We start from the raw sequence: 18,531 nt of genomic DNA, 5'->3' as shown, positions 1-18,531 counted from the left end.
ACGCTTAGTAAATGCGCGAAAAGACAATCGGTAAAATACATTTTTATAACAGCCATTAAAGTGGCGAAAACTGAAGGTAGTAAATAGATATGTCAGAGAAGCAGGTAGAGTTTAAAGACCCTAGCCGCCTTATGGTGTGGATTAAATATTTGCTTGTGTTGCAAGTTGTTCTGGCACTCGTCGCTATCGGCTCAAATTTAATGGAATATCAGCTTCTAACCGACTTTCAAAATGGTGTTTACTTTAGCCAAGAAATGGCGGTAGCCGATGCTGAAGTCAATGACAAAAGACAGCAGGCCATTGCACTCTTGTATTTTGGAGTGTTTATCCTATCCGGTGTTTTAATTCTCAAGTGGATTTATCAATCAAATCAAAATGCACGTCATTTTGGTGCGAAAGATATGTCGTTTTCGCCAGGCTGGTCGATAGGTTTTTATTTCATTCCAATAGTATCGCTATGGAAACCCTATCAAGCGATGAAAGAAATCTGGCAGGCTAGTCAAAACCCAGGTGATTGGCCGGTTGAAAAAGTCAGTTCAATTTTAGGTATTTGGTGGTTTTTTTGGATTGCGAATAGCATGGTGGGACAGGCGGTTTTTCGAATGTCCAGAAGAGCGGAGGAAATACCAGAAATTATGAATGTAAATTTGGTCTCACAGGCTTCAGAAATCATTTCTATTCCTCTAGCGTTAATCACATGGTTATTGATTAAAAACGTTTCTAGAGCGCAGCTAGCGTTGCACAACCACTGGCTTTTTCAGACCGTCCAAGGCAATAGGAGACAAGGTTAAGAAAGGGCAAGAGGTGGGAACGGTAGTCGATTACTTTGGTAATCACGTTGAAACTATTCAAGCACCTGTTGATGGTACCGTGATGATGGTCAATCAAATGCCTGCAATTAAGGATGGGCAATCCGTAATGGCTATAGGCGTTGAGCAGTCTGAATAACCGAGTTGATGGTTAAAACAGGCGTTATGATCTATTTCGCCTACTTAAACCAATAAATGTTAAGGTTATTTCACAAAATTGTGATTAGGGAATGATATGGACTTTCTTTTTAACGTATTGATTTGGGTAGGCGTGGTTATTTTCGCCATTTTTATTATTGGCTTTATGGCAGCAGCTAAATTAAATAAACGCCAAGACGCTAAAAATGCGCGAACTTCTAGTGAGGATGTACGTGAAGGCGAAAGGCCCAGCGATCAAAATAAATAAGGGTTTACGCTTTATCTACGCTCAGCGTAAATAAAAAAATTATTTTCACCCCTTTCTTTGAGTTCCCCCGTTTAGTGAAAAAAGGGGGAACATTATGCAAACTACCATACTACCAAGCACTAATTCACAGCACCTGTCACAACATGGTGTTCTACCGTTTGAGAAAGCGCCTCTGCTGAAACGCACTGTTAGTACCGCTGTAATCGCAGTTGCGGGTGGAACCGTCACCGCAGGGCTTTTTGTCTTGATGGCAGAACTTATTAAGCAAGATCAGGTAAACATAAGCGAAGCGCCACCTGTGCTTTTTGAACCTATCATTTTCCAGCCTGAAGATGAGCGCACTATTACTAAAAAGCCCATTGCGCCTATTGAGCAAGTACTTAAAACGCCGCCACAAAAGGTTGTCGAACTTGATCCTGAGCCCAACGACGGCCCTGGCAATTTTGAAATAAAAACACACATTCCTAATACAGAATTAGATCTATCGATAAATTTAAACAGTGCTCAAGGTGATATGCAGGCTACACCTCAATTTAGAGTAGATCCTACTTATCCACCAGAAGCTAGTCGTGATGGTGTTGAGGGCTGGGTCAAACTTGGGTTTACGGTGTCTGCTAGTGGCGCTGTATCTGATATTGAGGTACTAGATTCACAGCCCAAGCGGATGTTTGATAGAGCCGCACGCAGAGCCCTTAAAAAATGGAAATACAAACCCAAGCTAGATGGCGGTAAACCTGTTAGTCAACCAGGTATGGTTGTAGTATTAGATTTCAAACTAGAACAATAAGGATTGCCTATGAGTATAGGCGCAAGCTTACAAAACCTGTTTCAAGGTAAGCGCGAAAAAGCGTTGGGTGTGAGTGAAAGGCTGATGCTGCAGTACAGCGCAAAGGGTGATGAAGCATCCTTAGCCGCACTTTTTGATTTACACAACAACAAGCTATTCTATTTTCTAAAGGTGTTGAGTGATAGCACAGTAGCTGAAGATATTTGTCAGCGCACTTGGATAAAAGTTATCGAAAATAGTCATTTGTTTAAGAGCGGCGACAACTTTCAAGCATGGCTTTTCACCATTGGTAGGCGAACGCTTATAGATGAGTTAAGAAAAAGCGCCAAGCTTGAATATAACAACGACGCGGTTGAATCGTTCTCGTCAGGTGAATTAACAAAGCATGCCCAGTCAACGATAGAAGAAGATGTGGCAAAAGGGTTAGAAAAAGACGTGTTCAAGGCTTGTATTCAGCAATTGCCTTACAAGCAAAAAGAAGCGCTTTCGCTACAGCTTGAAGGGTTTGGGCTTAGGGAGATAGCTGCCATATGTGGAGCTGAAAAAGAAACGGTCAAAACACGAATACGATATGCAAAAGACAGTCTTAAAACAATGCTGGAGAAATTGTAATTGGAGAAATTGTAATCATGTCTATTTCAGATAAAGAGCTACAAGATGCATTTAGACGCAGCCAGCAAATACAGAAGCAAAATGATACATCATCCGACAAGGTAAACGCCCGAATACGCGCCAATGTGCTTGCACATAACAAGGCTAAAGGACGTGAAAATGAAAAAGAACGTATGTTCGAGCACGTTGGCTCGCACATTCGCGCCTATTTTGCTTCTTCAACCCTGCGATTTACCGCGGTGGCATTTGCTATTGTAGCTATGCTAGGAGTATATAATGTTGGAACATTCCAAAGCCGTTTTTTGCCAAGTAGGCAAACCGCTGCACATAATGTAGACATTGTTCACTACCACGGTTTCAAAGGCGAAGATAAATTGTTCGCTAATAAAACGAGTAACGACTATCAAGCGCGTTTCAACGCCTACACGCGCCAATATGTTGAGAGTGACTTAGTCGCTAAAGCGGTAACTCTGCAGCCAGCTACGTTGCAATCGCAAGATGGGGACTGGCTTCTAGTGAATTGTAAAAAGCAGCAGGTTGTGGTTTCTGAAAACCTAATTACATCGTTGAATATCAACGGTCGCATACAGGGTGATATTAGTGTTGGTGCTAACGTGGCGCTGGCCTTAGATGCACAGGGAAGAATACTTTCAATAAAGCAATCAAGTAAGCCGCTGATATGCTGATAGGAATAGAGCAGGGTATATAAATTCGTAAACGAGGCAAGGGCGGTAATGTTTCGCTCAAGCCTCGCTTACGAACAGCGTTTCGCAGTATGTTTATTTGTCTAGATCGTGGGCCCGGAAAGCGTTGGGAAGTAATTCACCAATAGTGGTTTCAAATGTTTCTCCACTTTGACTTACCATGGTAACGGGGGTTTCATCTGGCGCGAACTCAGCAATTTTCTGCCTACATCCGCCGCATGGGAAGCAGAATTCGTCGTTAGGGCTAGCAATAACAATATGTGAGATACGCTTTTGGCCTTGTGTCACCATATTGCCAATGGCGGTGGCTTCTGCACATTGCCCTAATGGAAACGCGGCACTTTCTACATTACAACCAGAGAAAGTGTCGCCTGTTGGAGTGAGCACTGCAGCACCAACTTTAAAGTTGGAATAAGGTGAATGAGAGTTTTTCTGTGCGTCAAAAGCAAGTTGTGATAGTTTTTCTAAATTATTTTTCTTCATAGCTACCTGTGTTAACCACCCAATACGCTTTACTTTTATCATCAAATGCGAGAAGGTTGGCGGCATTAATGCCGCGACAAGCGTATACTAAATACTCAGGCGGTTTTTTCTTTTTTTATAGAATGCTTTTTTACCATGCGCAGAAACGTTAGTCTCATCTTTTTTTCTTTATTCGCTGCTATTTTAACCGGTTGTGCACAAACACCACCTGTTTCAGAAAGGCCTCAAATGGGAAACTTGCTTTTAGCCGAGCCTGCGCCCGTTAATCCGCGTTCGGAAATGGCGATTGCCCGTTACAACCAAGTTTTAAGTAGTCCTGCGCTTTCCGATGAAGACAAAGCTGAGCTACATTTTCAACGTGGAATGCTCTATGACAGCGTTGGCTTAGGGGGCCTTGCTCAATTTGATTACTCCCAGGCGATAAACTTAAAGCCTGACCTCGCTGAGGCTCATAATTCGATGGGCATTCATTACATTCAGCAAAACGATTTTCTTCAAGCCTATGACGCATTCGACTCTACTTTAGAAATTAACCCGGATTATGATTTTGCATTTTTAAATCGGGGTATTGCATTGTATTACGGCGGAAGAGCAGAGCTTGCAATTACTGATTTGAATCGCTTCTTTGAAAAAGATGACACTGACCCATTCCGTGCTCTATGGGCGTATTTTGCTCATCATGACGTGTCTGAGCTTGATGGACAAAGCTACTTAGCGTCTATTCGACCTACGCTAAACAATGACCATTGGGCAACAACGCTGGTGGATTTGTTTCTAGGTACCGTTAATGAAAATGACGTGCTTAATTCGTTGCTTGACGGAGTGAAAAGCCAAAAAGAGCTGACAGACAGATTGTGCGAAGCGTATTTCTACTTGGGCAAATTCCACAGTCACCGCGGAAACAGTGGCGTAGCGTCTAACTATTTTAAGCTAGCGCTTAGTACTAACGTTTTCGATTATGTTGAACACAGATACGCAAGAATGGAGCTTAACCGTTTGCGTGAGAACGCAGTAAGCACACCAGCAAACGAAGAGTAATAGACCTACATTATGCGAGGCCTATTTCTAGCCGTGTTCGCGCTGCTTATTGTTGCTAGCGACAGTGGGCGATATGCTCCTCAACTTATCGCCAATGCATTAAGCGTGCTCCAACTGCCACAAATTAACGACGATTTAGTTGGAGTTGCAAAAACGCCAACTGATGAAACGTCATCTTTGTCACACTTTCCTGCCAGTCAAACTACTGAAGCGCTCGCGTTACTCTGGTTGGCATCTAAGCAGGGCAGTGAGGTGGCGCAATCTGCTTTATTAATGCAATTTGAAAAGGCGTACGAACAACAATTTGCCCAACAAAACGGTATAGAGGAATCAACCGCTACTTATTACCTCGAAAAACTCGTTAACCTTGAAAACGCAGATGCGGCATGGCTGCTTTATCAGATTCTAGGAGAGGAAGGCGCGTCTCAGCGCTTTATGCGCTTAGCGGCACTGGGTGATGTCGCTGAAGCTCAGCTTGCATTTGCTATGTCGACAGAATCACCAGAAAAGCGTGAAAAGTGGTTAATTCGGGCAGCTTCGCAAGATTACTTGCCTGCTCAAGCAGCATTGGCTGACTGGTATCTTTTGCATGGACAACAAGCCCTTGCAAAGCCTCTTTTAGCGGCAACAGCGACACTCGATATGCAAAGCGCTTTTAAGTATGCCCGATTGCTGTGGGATGAGGGCGAATACTCAAAAGCCAAAGAACACTTCAAATTCGCTGCTAAAAAGGGTCACCTACAAGCAAAGAAAGCCCTAGAATCGACTGGCCTGTACACGCCACTCTCTGAAAGCCAAGCGATAAAGCTTGCAGATTCATATAATTGGGAGAGTAATGCAGATTGCCTGCAGCGTATACAGCCATTTGCAACAAGCTTGGCTACTATTATGCGCGCGCACAGTCTTTATCAGTCGTTTGAAAATGATGAGCGTTTAAAAGGGCTTTCTATCTGTCTTGCCCCGCCAATTTGGCTTAAAGCTGACGTATTGCGCTGCAATCCAGACTTCAACAACACGGGCGTTTTAGGGTGTAATATCACGCCTTTAGCAAGTATTGCCAAAAAGCGTAAGTTTAGTCATGCCGTTGTTGTGGCCGAGCAAGGAAAAGCGAATGTTCAAAATGGGGTAATGTATTTAGATATCAGCGACGCATACTCGGTTTTCGTTCATGAACTGGCCCATTTCGCTGGCTTTGCTGATGAGTATCCTATTGGCAAAGGAATGGCGACAAGGCTGTGTGATGAAAACGATATCAGTGACTTTTCGCCCCCTAATCTCATTGTTGACTCGGAGTTCTGGTATGCGCCTTACGCCACGGTTAACAACTGGCTGGATATAGACCCTGCTACAATAATCGCGCGCGCTAAAACCTGTACAATATTAGGGAAAAACAGCTATAAGCCAAGCCGACGGATCACTTTTATGGAGCATCACGACAGCGGTGTTATCCCTCCTTTATATCTTGTGCTTTGGCAACAGCAGCTCGAAAGACAAAATGTACAGCGACCTATATCGATGAATTTTTTTCAGGCCTTCCACAACAGTGGAAATCAAAAAGAAGCGGCACACTGGTTAGCAGAATATGAAGCTTTTACTGGCTCTAAAGGGTAGTACTAACCTGTTTTTCAATGACAGCAAATGCGCCGCATATTCACTTAAATAAGTAAATTAATATAGGCGCAATATTTTCTAGCTTTCTAATTGAATGTGTTCGTAACCATTTTTGATACGAGACGTGTGGTCTTAGTCGTGAAGAGTATGCTTAAGTTCGCGAATCCACATAGACGTAGCGCCGCAAATTGCCACTGGCATTACAATAAAGTTAACCACAGGTATAAGAGAAAAAACGTTAACCATCATTCCGAAGGTCATCGCCTTACCTTTGTGTTCGCCTAAGTGCAAACGCATACGAGTAAAATCTACCTTGTGATTATCGTAAGGATAATCGCAATATTGAATAGCCATCATCCATGCGTTAAATAAAAACCACAGGATTTGACCGATGACGGGGAGAAAGAAAAATAATAGTAAAAAGCCAATGGCGCGAGGCACGTACCAAATGAATTTTGTGAATTCTCGGCCTACGGTGCGAGGAATATCTTTAACTAAAGACATTACGCCTTCATCGCCTAAGTCTTGACCAGTCAAATGTCGCTCTACTTTTTCTGATAGCACCCCATTGAAAGGTGCGGCTATCCAATTAGCGAGGGTGCCAAAAATAAGCGCGAAAATTAAGAGTACGCTGATTACCGCTAAGGGCCATAAGAAAAAGCTGATTGCTGTTTTTATCCAACCCAACCATTCTGGGACAAGGTCAATAACATAGGCAATGCCCATTTCAATCTGGCCAAATAAGAAATAAAAGGCCACGGAAAACAGCACTAAGTTGATGGTAAGAGGCACAAAAACAAAACGCTTAAGCCCTTTGGTTTTAATAAGCGAGAAGCCTTCAAAAAAATAATGTACACCACCTGAACTCATTCCTACTCCTTTTGCGTGAAAACGCCAAGTTTTATGACTATCTGCTTTATCATACGCGCAAGGCGCAAACTCTGCCTCACTCACTTAAATGGTAATTGTTACAAGCTGTTAGATTTGGTAGAGTCGAGACATAATAACAAAAGAATCTTACGTGTGATTGCATCATTCCTAATTCGTCAGCTTTTTCAGTCGTACTTTTTGCTCTTTCGGCCGCTGACTCTGTTTTACAGAGGAATGACATATGCGACTTAAAAAGATAAAGCTCGCGGGTTTCAAATCCTTTGTCGAGCCCACTACTATTCCTTTTCCCGGAGAAATGACGGCTATTGTTGGCCCTAATGGATGCGGGAAATCAAACGTTATCGACGCCGTTCGCTGGGTTTTAGGAGAGAGTTCCGCTAAAAACTTGCGTGGTGACGCTATGACCGACGTGATTTTTAACGGCTCATCTTCCCGTAAGCCGGTCGGGCAGTGCAGTGTCGAACTTGTTTTCGATAATAGCGCGGGGCGAATAGCCGGTGAATTTGCCAATTATAATGAGCTTTCTGTTAAACGTTTAGTTACGCGAGATGCTACTTCTACCTATTTTCTTAACGGCACCAAATGCCGTAGACGAGACGTAACGGATCTGTTTTTAGGAACAGGGTTAGGACCACGTTCTTATGCCATTATCGAACAAGGCATGATTTCACGGCTAATTGAGTCTAAACCACAGGATCTCCGCGTTTTCATCGAAGAAGCCGCAGGCGTGTCAAAGTACAAAGAACGTCGCAGAGAAACTGAAAATCGCATAAGGCACACACAAGATAATCTTGAACGATTGAATGATGTTCGTGATGAACTTGGCAAACAGCTTGAGAAACTGCAGCGGCAAGCTGCCGCTGCTACCCGTTATAAAACACTACGAGCACAAGCCAGAGAACTCAAAGGTCAGCTAGCGGCTATCCGCTTTTTAAAAAATAGTGAACACATAGAAGCGTTACAAAAGCAGCAGCAAGCCCTTCAGCTTGAAATTGATGACTTAGTTGCAAGGTTACAAGGTGACGAGGCAGGGCTTGAGTCATACAAAGTTAAGCAGGTAGAAACCAAACAGATTATTGATGATCTGCAGCAACAGCTTTTTACAACTAGCAATGCGATAACCCGTCTAGAGCAAAATGCGCTTCATGCTAAACAGCGTAAAGTGCAGGTAGAGCAAGAGTTAGCAAGAGTTAGTGAGCAGCATGAAGTGCTCAACCAATCCATTGAGGAAGCGCAAGAGGCACTTGCAGTATCAAGCGAGGCGCTAGAGAGTATTGAACCCGAAATTGCGTTGAAAGAAGCTGAATTAGACAGCGCGAAAGAGCGGTTCGAAGATGCTGAGCAAGCGCTTAGAGAGTTTAACGCAAAATCCCGAGAGCAAGAGCAAACTTACAATCAACTACGACAACATGTGCAGCAGTGTCACAGCCAAATTCAGTCGACAATGAGCATGCAGCTGCGAACATCGCAGCGAATTAGTGAAATAAACGATGAATTAACACAGATAAATAACGAAGATTATACGAATCAAATTGCGTTGTTGACCGGTCAATGTGAAGAAATTGAACTTGAGATAGAAGAGATTCAAGCCTCGCTCGGTGCTGTTAACGAGATGTCCTCAAATCAAAAAGCTCAGGTTAAGGAATTGGAGTTGACGCTTCGCGAGGCGCAGGGAAAGCTGCAAACTGCACGCTCGACAATGGCTGCACTCGAAGCGCTTCAACAAGATGCGGCTAATAATGACGATACACGTCTTGAGGGAATCGAAAAGCTATGGCAACAATTTCAGCCTAAAGAGAGCTTAGCACCTTGTGTAGAAGCCATACTACAACATATAAAAGACCCTGTTGTTGCAACGAGCCACAGTATTGAGGCGCTTCTTAGTCAACAAGAAAGCTTGCCCAGCGGAATAAAAGTCTTTTCGAATTCGGCGTTTGTTACCAACGCAAAATCAGGTTCACTGGCGAGCGAGTTAGTTAATGAAGTTTGTGAGCAAGGTGAAAGCCCTCAAAACAACGTGTCGTCGCGCAATCGCGTGCCGGCATTTTTTAATGATATTTTTCTTTGCGAAAATGATGAGGAACTTACCTCGCTAATTAATAGCGTTGCTGATGATGGTAAAAAGCTGCATTACTATTTTTCAAAAGGGTTTACTAGCTTCATCTCCCCATCAGGACTATGGGCAAGTGAGCAATGGGTTGTGAAGCCTGGTGAGGTGAACGACGGTGCATTGCAAAGGGCAAATAAAATTCAGGCACTTGGTTCTACTGTTGAGGCTACCGAGCATCTAATCGCGGAAGTTGAGGTGTCACTGAATAACGCGCAGGATTCACTTGCAGAAACTGAGACACAAGCCCTAACACTGAAACGCAATATAAGTGAAAAAGAGAATCAACTTACCCAGTTAAAGAACAAGCTATCACTGCTTGAGATGCAGCAAGAACAGCAGTCTTCACGTACTACAAAGCTTAATGAGGAACGTGAGAAGCAAGAAATTATGCTAGCTAAAGAAGAGGAGCAACTAGCGCAACTTTCGGAAAAGCTAGAGCTTCAAGAAGCACAAATTCTTGAACATGAAGTGCACATAGATGAAGTGAACACCAAGCGTGAAGCTAATGAGCGAAACACCACAGAACTACGCGCTTTGGTAGACTCACTTACCTCGCAAAATCATGAGCTTGCGCTTAAAAAACAGCAGCTAGAAAACCATCAAAATCTATATAATCAACAGGTTGCGCGTAACCTTCAGCAGCGCGAAGAATACATCAAAAATAAAGATAGGTTAATGCAGGAGCTTACTCAGCTTACTTCGCCACAGGAAGTGCAAGCGGCCGAGCTTCAGTCGTTACTTGATAGTAAAGCGGAACTTGAAGAAATGAAGCGCACAAAGCAAGCGGCGCTAGACGATATAGAACAGTGGCTACGTGAGGCCGAAAAAGGCCACCAATTGCTTGGAAAAGATATTCAGGCGCGCCAAACTAACATCGATAAGCTTAATATAGATATTGAAGGGTATCGAGTTCGCGCGAACACTATTTTGGAGCAGCTTAATGAAACTCAGCAATCATTAAAAAGTATCCTTGAAACGCTGCCAGATGATGCGGAGGAAACGCGGTGGCAGGACGACCTCGAAAGAACCCAAGGAAATCTACAGCGTTTAGGCGCAGTCAATCTAGCCGCGGTGGAAGAATATGAAACCCAGTTTGAGCGAAAATCTCATCTAGATACCCAGCATAACGATTTAACCGAAGCGCTAGAAACCTTGCAGTCAGCTATTCGTAAAATCGATAAAGAGACGCGCACTCGCTTCTCTGCAACATTTGAGCAAGTAAACGAAGATTTAAAATCACTTTTTCCAAAAGTGTTTGGTGGGGGCTCTGCTTATCTTGCGTTAACCGATGACGATTTACTTGAAACGGGTGTGACTATTATGGCTCGCCCTCCCGGTAAGAAAAATAGTACGATTCACCTTTTAAGCGGTGGAGAAAAAGCGTTAACCGCTTTATCATTGGTGTTTGCTATTTTTAGATTAAATCCAGCACCATTTTGTTTGTTGGATGAAGTAGATGCACCATTGGATGATGCAAATGTAGGGCGCTTTTGTAACCTAGTGTCAGAGATGTCACAAACAGTGCAGTTTATTTATATCACCCATAATAAAATAGCGATGGAAATGGCAAGCCACCTTACCGGTGTAACCATGGCGGAACCTGGTGTTTCTCGCATGGTAGCGGTAGATGTTGACGAAGCTGTCGCCTTCGCAGAAGCATAACAAAGGGCGAAAGAAATTAAATGGAAGATCAATTACGTCTATTTTTACTCCTAGGGGGCACGGTATTCATTATTGCAGTGCTAGCCCACGGTATTTGGAAAATTCGTAAAAACAGTAAGCCAGCTGCAAAAGAGCGGTTAGAGCCAAGACAATGGCAGGATGCTGATGATAACGATGTCGATTCAGAATCACAGGAAGGATTTGACGAGCTAGGAATTGGTGCAGTAAGAGTTGTTGGACAACCAGAAGATGCGAAAAGCGCGTCGTCAAATACTTATAACGACGATGAACGTTTAGTTGAGCATGACGTGGCTGATGCAGACCTTCATACAAAAGCGCCGCAATCTGAATCATCTAGCGCTTATAAAGAGACAATTGCCGGCGAAAGCCGAGAAGACGCTGTAGGCGATGGGGACAAAAACAAGCCCTCAAATCAACCTCACAAAGCGCCGCAACCTGATGAGCCAAAACTTTATGGGTCTGTGGTCACCAATCCAAAGCCACATATGAAGGGGGTGTCCCGTCCTGCAGATACTTTATCGAGTGACGGTAACGGTGGTGGAACTGCATTTCCAGAACCTCCAGGTTTTTTACTTCGCGAAGGTGCGGATGAAGAGGTTTCGACATCGTCTCAAGGTATAACATCAGCTGAACAAAGTTACCGTAACGCAGAATCAAACAATGTATCTGATAATGCAGACAGCGAATTCCATCATTTACAAGGCAATACTGCTTCGACAGGCGAATACGCTGATACTCAAAGTGAAAAGCCCCGTGAAGAGCAACGCAGAGCGGCGCAAAAGTTTTATATTGATCCTACGGTTGAAGAAGAATCGGTAGACACTGCTCCACCTGCAAGAAATGAGAGGGAAGCGGCTGACTTCAGTTTAGATGCGCCTGAAGAGCCTCATAAACTGAGTGATGCGCAACAAGAAAATGAACAACCAAGGCGTTTTGCGCGTAGCAAGCGCAGTAAATCGCCAATAAGAAGACGGGAAGAGCCAAACTTTGGCGACGATCAGATGCGCATAGACTTCGACACCAGCGAAGAAAATATCTCTGAATATGAACAAGATAGCTTCAATGCAAATGGCACTGAAAATACAGCGAATGAAAGTTCAGCGTCTCAGAGCAAGTCGTCTAGTATTGACCCTGAAGTTTTGGTGTTAAACGTTAGAACCCCAGAAGGTGAACCAATTTCTGGCGCTGCACTGTTACCCATGTTGCTTACGCTTGGATTTAAATTTGGCGACCAAGATATATTCCATCGTCACGTTAACTCCAATGGTAAGGGGCCTGTATTATTTAGCTTAGCCAATATGTTTAAACCTGGGGTATTTGATATCGACAACCTTGAAACGTTTGAAACCCAAGGTGTTTCCTTGTTCATGATTCTACCTATCGAAGGCGATCCGCATCAGGTGTTTAATATGATGCATAATGCGGCACGTAAACTAGCCGATGAATTTGGCGCTCAGGTTTTAGATGGAAGACGTAGCGTTTTAACTAAACAGGGTTTGCAGCAATATGTTGAGAAAATTCGTGAGTTTGAACGCAAACGAATGATCTCCCGTAATTAGCTTACCTAAACGCTATTTTTTGCGCTTTCACTACGCTCAAGGACTTGGCTTATACCCAAGTCCTTTTCAATTAGATTGGGCGAAAGAGTGGCCGATTCATTCTCACTTTTAGTGGAATGACGCTAGCGCGTTGTTATTGGTGCCTGAAAAAAATAAATCGTTGTCTCAAGTGATTTTAAAAGACAACACCCTGTAAAACTCTCAATGATTAATACGTGACAACAAATTCCATGTCTGACACTTTAGAACAAGCACAACAAAAAGTTGCCGAGCTTCGCAACACCTTAAATGAATACAACTATCAGTATTATGTACTTGATGAACCGTCTGTTCCTGATGCGGTTTACGACCGAGACATGCAGGCGCTAATTGCGCTAGAAAAGCAATATCCAACACTTTTAAGTCCAAATTCACCGAGTCAAAAAGTGGGGGGAGCGGCTCTCTCATCTTTTGAACAGGTTACGCACGATGTGCCAATGTTGTCGCTAGACAATGCCTTTGATGAAGAATCGTTGCTTGCTTTTGAAAAGCGGCTGAAAGATCGATTGAAAGACTCTGCAACTATGGACTTCAGCTGTGAGCCTAAGTTAGACGGTCTTGCAGTGAGCATCTTGTATGAAAATGGCGAGTTGGTTCGTGCAGCAACGCGCGGTGATGGTCAGGTAGGGGAAAACATTACCGCAAATGTTCGCACTATTTCTAACGTGCCTTTAACGCTTCGCGGCGATCATTATCCCGTTCGTGTTGAAGTGCGCGGTGAAGTATTTATGCCAAGAGAAGGTTTTGCAAAACTAAATGAGCAACAGAAAGAAACCGGAGGAAAGGTTTTTGCTAACCCTCGTAACGCAGCAGCAGGAAGCCTGCGCCAGCTAGATTCAAAAATAACGGCTAAACGCCCGCTGATGTTCTACGCCTATTCATTAGGTGTAGTACAGCCTGAGAGTTTCACTTTACCCTCTACACACAGTGCGCGATTAGCGCAACTTGGTCAATGGGGTTTACCTCTGTGCCCTGATATCGATACTGCAGAAGGCGGTAGGGGTTGCCTCGACTACTACAACCGTATTTTAGAAAAGCGTGACAACCTGCCGTACGATATAGATGGCGTGGTTTTTAAAGTTGACCGCATCGATCTTCAAGCTGCGCTTGGATTTGTGGCTAGGGCGCCACGCTGGGCGATAGCACAAAAATTCCCGGCGCAGGAAGAAGTGACTACCTTACTTGATGTTGAATTCCAAGTTGGACGTACGGGTGCTATAACCCCAGTTGCGCGACTAGAGCCGGTATTTGTTGGTGGCGTAACGGTATCGAATGCAACGCTTCACAATCAAGATGAAATTACGCGCTTGGGCGTTAAGATTGGTGATACGGTTGTTATTCGTCGCGCCGGTGACGTTATTCCTCAAGTGGTATCAGTAGTAGAGGCTAATCGTACAGGTGATGAAACCGACATCACTTTTCCAAGCCAGTGCCCAGTGTGTGACTCTCAGGTTGAAAAGCTTGAAGACGAGGCCGTTGCACGCTGCACAGGTGGTTTAATATGTGCAGCGCAGCGTAAACAAGCACTTAAGCACTTCGCCTCGCGTAAAGCATTTGATATCGACGGTCTGGGTGACAAATTAGTTGACCAGCTTGTAGATGCTGACCTGGTTCATAGCCCCGCAGACTTTTTTACGCTTTCACTGGGTGACGTAGTCGGCCTTGAAAGAATGGCGGAAAAGTCAGCAAGCAAGTTGTTATCTTCGTTGGAAGCATCGAAGAAGACTACCCTTGCGAAGTTTCTTTATGCATTAGGTATACGGGAAGTTGGGGAAGCGACCGCTGCTAATTTAGCCGCGCACTTCGAAACCCTTGAAGCTATTCGAGACGCATCGCTTGAAGCGCTAGTTGAAGTGCAAGATGTGGGTGGTGTGGTAGCTACGCATATTTTCAATTTCTTTAATGAGTCTCATAACACAGATGTTATTGATGCACTTTTAAAAGAAGGCGTGCATTGGCCAGCCATCGAAAAACCTGATGCGGAAAACCTGCCGTTGGAAGGTAAAACTTGTGTAATTACAGGTACACTTAGCGAAATGGGACGCTCAGATGCAAAAGCACGGTTACAGTTATTAGGTGCTAAAGTTGCCGGTTCGGTAAGTAAAAATACTGACTTTTTGGTTGCTGGAGAAAAAGCGGGCTCAAAGCTTACAAAAGCGCAGGAACTTGATGTCGAAGTATGGGACGAAGCTGCCCTGCTAACGTTTTTGTCTGAGCACGAATAATCTAACGTGCCCTTTATAATTTTTTTGTAAAGGGCATGGAGAGTAATTCGAAGGTATCAATTTCGAAAGTGCCCATTTCGAAAGTGCCCATATCGAAAGTGCTTATCAGTGAATCTGATTTCATCATAAAAACCGCCACTTCAATGAAGTGGCGTTCTTATTTATCCAGTGGTGAAAAACACCTTAAAACTTAAGGATCAACAATATTTCAGTAAGGTATTGGTTTTAATTAGCTTGCTGACTGCGCAATTGACGACGTCTTTCCCATGCCTTTTTAACTTGAAAACGCCAAACCCAATTTAACGAAAAATACCCCGCCAAGCCAAACACCACCGAGCAAATACCACAACCCACTAAAAACGCAGGCCCTATGGTATTAATACTTTCCACTACCCAATGCCAGCTGAACTGGAATTCAAAGTGTTCAGGTTTGGTCCCGAGTACAGTAGTTCCAACTTTGTAAGCGCCGTAAAATATAGGAGGAATAGTGAAGGGATTAGTTACCCATACGGTTGCGACTGAAAGCGGTAAATTCACTCGAAAAGGAATGGCTAAACCAGCAGAAAGCCACATCTGAAAAGGCACTGGCCAGAACGCGAAGAATAGGCCGATTCCAAAAGCGCCAGCCGCTGAACGGCGATTTAGGTGCCATAAATTAGGCTCGTGTAGGACGCTTCCGAATATTTTTAAAGCTTTGTTTTGCTTGATGCTTTGATGGCTTGGCAAAAAACGTCGAATAAATTTCTTAGGCATAAATATCAATGCATCTCGAAAAAAAATCAAAAAAGACAGAACATGGACCAATACTGCGTGTTTTTACTTAAACCATATCCGATAACTAGAAATTCCTACGTAAAAACATGGTCAATAGTATCACAATTTGGCTAAGCTGTTTTTGCGCTGGCGCAATAAGTGCAGTTTTCTGGCGAGAACTTCCCTCTACACAAAGCATGGCGGTAATGCTTGCCTTACTCGTAGTAACCAGCTCAATTATACTGTTCTATCAAAACCACGGTAGCATTACTGGGCAAGCAGTGATGGAAGTCCTGCTGTGCTTGGCGATTAATGGTTTGTTTGTAGGTGTTCTATGGGTGGCGAGTTTAGGGCATTTTTACTATGCTTGGCAACTGCCTCAGCACAAAATTCAACAAGATGTCACAATAGTAGGGCACGTTATCTCTGGCGGATGTTTATCAGATGATTTGCTTAACGCGCAAGATTACCATCAATATATTGTAGCTATTCAGTCTGTAGACGGACAAAGCACACGAGAATTTTTTAATCCTCCATTCTTTAAAGCATTGTTGTTCGCCGGCCTTAAATTTAAGGTTAGGCTCAGCCATTCCCAGTATCGCGCTGAAAATCATGGCGTTACCAGCCATTTATTTACTTTTAAGCGTAGCGACGATGAATCTCTACCCAAAAAAGCAAAGGCATCCTGCCTGCACGATGGAGACGTTTTTACTGCTGTAGCTAAACTAAAGCCCGCTTATGGCGTTGCGAACCCCGTTGGTTTTAGTCGACAGCAATATTTAGTGAGTCAGTTTATCTATGCAACTGGTTACATTAAGGCATTACATACAGAAAGGACTCACCACGAGCACAGCCATCGTAACGAGTTAGCCGATTGGTTGTCGAGTTTGAATCTTACACATCACTCATGGTGGAGTGCATTATTACTTGGTAATAAAACGCACTTTACCCAAGACGACTGGATCCTATTGCAGCGCACAGGAACGGGGCATTTGTTTAGTATCTCAGGTATGCATTTGTCGATAGTAGCTGGAGTGTGCTTCTTTGTATTCATTCCCTTTATTTTTATCCTAGTTCAAGTATTTGAGTTATTACGCAGGCTAAGGCGCCTTGCTTTCTTACAGCTAGTGGGGTTTTACGCATATAAAGTACAGCATAAAGGTTGCTTGTTTAGTTTAAAAAATACTGGCCTTAGAGTATGGATTTTAGTTTGTGTAATTGCCGTGTGTTACTTATATGCGTTACTCAGTGGTATGGCTCTGCCAGTAGTACGCGCTTTACTTCTACTTACACTTGGTTGCCTACTCACGATATTCAAAGTGGCGTGGCGGTCGGTTAATATTGGCCTGGCCATGCTAGCCCTATGCTTACTGCTATTTCCTTTTTCTGTACTAAACGCGAGCTTTTACTTGAGTATTGGTGCAGTTATTTGCATCTGGTTTTTTATAAATACGCTTAGCATACAGCGAGAACTCTGGTATTTCGCAATAATAAAACTTCAAATAGCGTTGACGGTTATCATGATGCCGCTGACGACTATTTGGTTTGGCAATGTGAGCGTTGTATCGCTTGTCGCTAATCTATTAGCGCTGCCCGTTATAACGCTTTTATTACCGATTTGCCTGATTTCGCTACTCATTAGTTATTATTTTAGTACATTTTTTGTTGGTAATTTTGCTGTAGAAGTACTGAAATGGAGTGACTACCTATTCGGCTATTTGCTTTCACTCTTGGCTTTTTTGAGTGATCTAGATTTGAGTGCCTTTACGCTATTCATAGACACATCAAGTGCACTTTGTTTTTTAGGCGCTATCATTCTTTTCTGTTTACCCTACTGGCGATTTAAGCGCCTTTGCATAGTGTTACTCTCGCTACCGTTGGGTACCTCCTTAATCCAATGGTTACCACCTAATGATGAGATTTGGGCGCTGCATGTGCTTGATGCAGGGCAGGCCAGTGCCATCACTGTTACCAAAGGTGATAGAGCCATTATCATCGACTCTGGCGCGCAATTTCGTGGTAATGCTATGACAGCTACGCAATATCTTTTTCCACTACTTAAAAATCTTAAAGTGAAGCATGTGGACCATGTTATTCATACCCATAGTGACAATGATCATGCCGGCGGTCTAAGTACAGTGATGGCACACCCCATTGCAGATAATGCCACGTTTTACTCTCCAACCTTTGGCTGCGAGAGAGATACAATGTTTGATTGGCAGGGGCTAACCATCAGTTTTTTGTGGCCACTAAAAGGCAATGATCAAGATAATAACGCGATGTCGTGTGTAGTTAGAATTGCAGCTCAATCTGGCAGTGTGCTTATTCCAGGCGATATCGAAAAAGAAAGTGAGTATGCTCTAATTACCAAGGAGTTAGCGAGAGGAACGTCAGCGCTTAATGCGGATATATTGATTGCACCACACCACGGTAGCAAGACCTCCTCAACGGATATTTTCATTAAGCATGTGGCACCGAAAGCGGTAATTTATACCCAAGGGTACGAAAATCGATGGAGGTTCCCTGCGTTAAATGTTGTAGAGCGCTACAGGCAGCACAACGTACAGCAATATTTTACAAGCTCAGAAGGCTATACCCTCGTAACCTTTAGGAAAGGAAGTTTTGAAGTTAACACGCTACGTAGTGATTTGAAAAAACGATGGTATTTAAAGGGCAAGCCTCCGCGACACCTTTAAGCTGATTTCTATGGAATCCACTGACTGCTGAGCGTAGTTTTCGCAGAACCTTTAAATGAGCAGCAACTGACCACACATTACTCAAGTCGTCGACAGACTAATCAATTTTATCGCTATATTAGTGA

The 18,531-nt window shown here is 43.6% G+C and carries 15 protein-coding genes; 12 read left to right on the top strand and 3 right to left on the bottom strand.

The features are described from left to right. The first annotated feature begins 89 nt into the window (after window positions 1-89). The 6 genes from GVO62_RS17545 (at window position 90) to GVO62_RS17525 (ending at window position 3,300) form a co-directional block, all read left to right on the top strand. Window positions 90-791: a DUF4328 domain-containing protein gene (locus tag GVO62_RS17545; protein WP_236547224.1), complete on the top strand. Its 702-nt coding sequence runs from the start codon at window positions 90-92 to the stop codon at window positions 789-791. Between the two features lie 13 nt (window positions 792-804). Then, window positions 805-948 (top strand): hypothetical protein, encoded by a 144-nt coding sequence (locus GVO62_RS17540; protein ID WP_236547223.1) that lies wholly within the window; start codon window positions 805-807, stop codon window positions 946-948. 96 nt (window positions 949-1,044) lie between these two features. Further along, entirely contained in the window at window positions 1,045-1,215 is a 171-nt protein-coding gene (locus tag GVO62_RS19380) for a hypothetical protein (protein ID WP_173358607.1), read from the top strand. A 94-nt stretch (window positions 1,216-1,309) separates the two neighbouring features. Next, window positions 1,310-2,002 (top strand): energy transducer TonB, encoded by a 693-nt coding sequence (locus tag GVO62_RS17535; protein WP_159120351.1) that lies wholly within the window; start codon window positions 1,310-1,312, stop codon window positions 2,000-2,002. A gap of 9 nt (window positions 2,003-2,011) precedes the next feature. After that, complete coding sequence (locus GVO62_RS17530) at window positions 2,012-2,614, top strand: RNA polymerase sigma factor (RefSeq protein WP_159120350.1); 603 nt, start codon at window positions 2,012-2,014, stop codon at window positions 2,612-2,614. A 17-nt stretch (window positions 2,615-2,631) separates the two neighbouring features. Next, entirely contained in the window at window positions 2,632-3,300 is a 669-nt protein-coding gene (locus GVO62_RS17525) for a hypothetical protein (RefSeq protein WP_159120349.1), read from the top strand. A 93-nt stretch (window positions 3,301-3,393) separates the two neighbouring features. On the opposite strand, the gene cdd is transcribed toward GVO62_RS17525, so the two are convergent. After that, window positions 3,394-3,801 (bottom strand): cytidine deaminase, encoded by a 408-nt coding sequence (gene cdd, locus GVO62_RS17520; protein WP_332874098.1) that lies wholly within the window; start codon window positions 3,799-3,801, stop codon window positions 3,394-3,396. Between the two features lie 135 nt (window positions 3,802-3,936). Here cdd and nlpI point away from each other — a divergent pair, with 135 nt between their 5' ends. Together nlpI and GVO62_RS17510 are read left to right on the top strand one after the other, a co-directional pair. After that, the gene (gene nlpI / locus GVO62_RS17515) at window positions 3,937-4,839 is read left to right on the top strand and encodes a lipoprotein NlpI (protein WP_159120348.1); all 903 of its coding nucleotides are present in this window, start codon (window positions 3,937-3,939) and stop codon (window positions 4,837-4,839) included. A gap of 12 nt (window positions 4,840-4,851) precedes the next feature. Beyond that, entirely contained in the window at window positions 4,852-6,450 is a 1,599-nt protein-coding gene (locus tag GVO62_RS17510) for a sel1 repeat family protein (protein WP_159120347.1), read from the top strand. Window positions 6,451-6,582: 132 nt separating this feature from the next. On the opposite strand, the gene cysZ is transcribed toward GVO62_RS17510, so the two are convergent. Then, the gene (gene cysZ, locus GVO62_RS17505) at window positions 6,583-7,320 is read right to left on the bottom strand and encodes a sulfate transporter CysZ (RefSeq protein WP_159120346.1); all 738 of its coding nucleotides are present in this window, start codon (window positions 7,318-7,320) and stop codon (window positions 6,583-6,585) included. Between the two features lie 241 nt (window positions 7,321-7,561). Here cysZ and smc point away from each other — a divergent pair, with 241 nt between their 5' ends. The 3 genes from smc (at window position 7,562) to ligA (ending at window position 14,957) form a co-directional block, all read left to right on the top strand. Next, entirely contained in the window at window positions 7,562-11,113 is a 3,552-nt protein-coding gene (gene smc / locus GVO62_RS17500) for a chromosome segregation protein SMC (RefSeq protein WP_159120345.1), read from the top strand. A gap of 20 nt (window positions 11,114-11,133) precedes the next feature. Then, window positions 11,134-12,693 (top strand): cell division protein ZipA, encoded by a 1,560-nt coding sequence (gene zipA / locus GVO62_RS17495; RefSeq protein WP_159120344.1) that lies wholly within the window; start codon window positions 11,134-11,136, stop codon window positions 12,691-12,693. Window positions 12,694-12,923: 230 nt separating this feature from the next. Further along, window positions 12,924-14,957 (top strand): NAD-dependent DNA ligase LigA, encoded by a 2,034-nt coding sequence (gene ligA, locus GVO62_RS17490; protein WP_159120343.1) that lies wholly within the window; start codon window positions 12,924-12,926, stop codon window positions 14,955-14,957. 225 nt (window positions 14,958-15,182) lie between these two features. On the opposite strand, the gene GVO62_RS17485 is transcribed toward ligA, so the two are convergent. Further along, window positions 15,183-15,710 (bottom strand): DUF2062 domain-containing protein, encoded by a 528-nt coding sequence (locus tag GVO62_RS17485; RefSeq protein ID WP_159120342.1) that lies wholly within the window; start codon window positions 15,708-15,710, stop codon window positions 15,183-15,185. Window positions 15,711-15,817: 107 nt separating this feature from the next. On the opposite strand from GVO62_RS17485, the gene GVO62_RS17480 reads away from it, so the two are divergent. Beyond that, window positions 15,818-18,406: a DNA internalization-related competence protein ComEC/Rec2 gene (locus GVO62_RS17480; RefSeq protein ID WP_236547222.1), complete on the top strand. Its 2,589-nt coding sequence runs from the start codon at window positions 15,818-15,820 to the stop codon at window positions 18,404-18,406. Window positions 18,407-18,531 lie beyond the last annotated feature (125 nt).

This window comes from Alteromonas sp. KUL150, assembly GCF_009811475.1.
Classification (GTDB): domain Bacteria; phylum Pseudomonadota; class Gammaproteobacteria; order Enterobacterales; family Alteromonadaceae; genus Alteromonas; species Alteromonas gracilis.
Note: the sequence above shows the minus strand (reverse complement) of the source record. Positions and strands in the feature narration are given on the sequence as shown.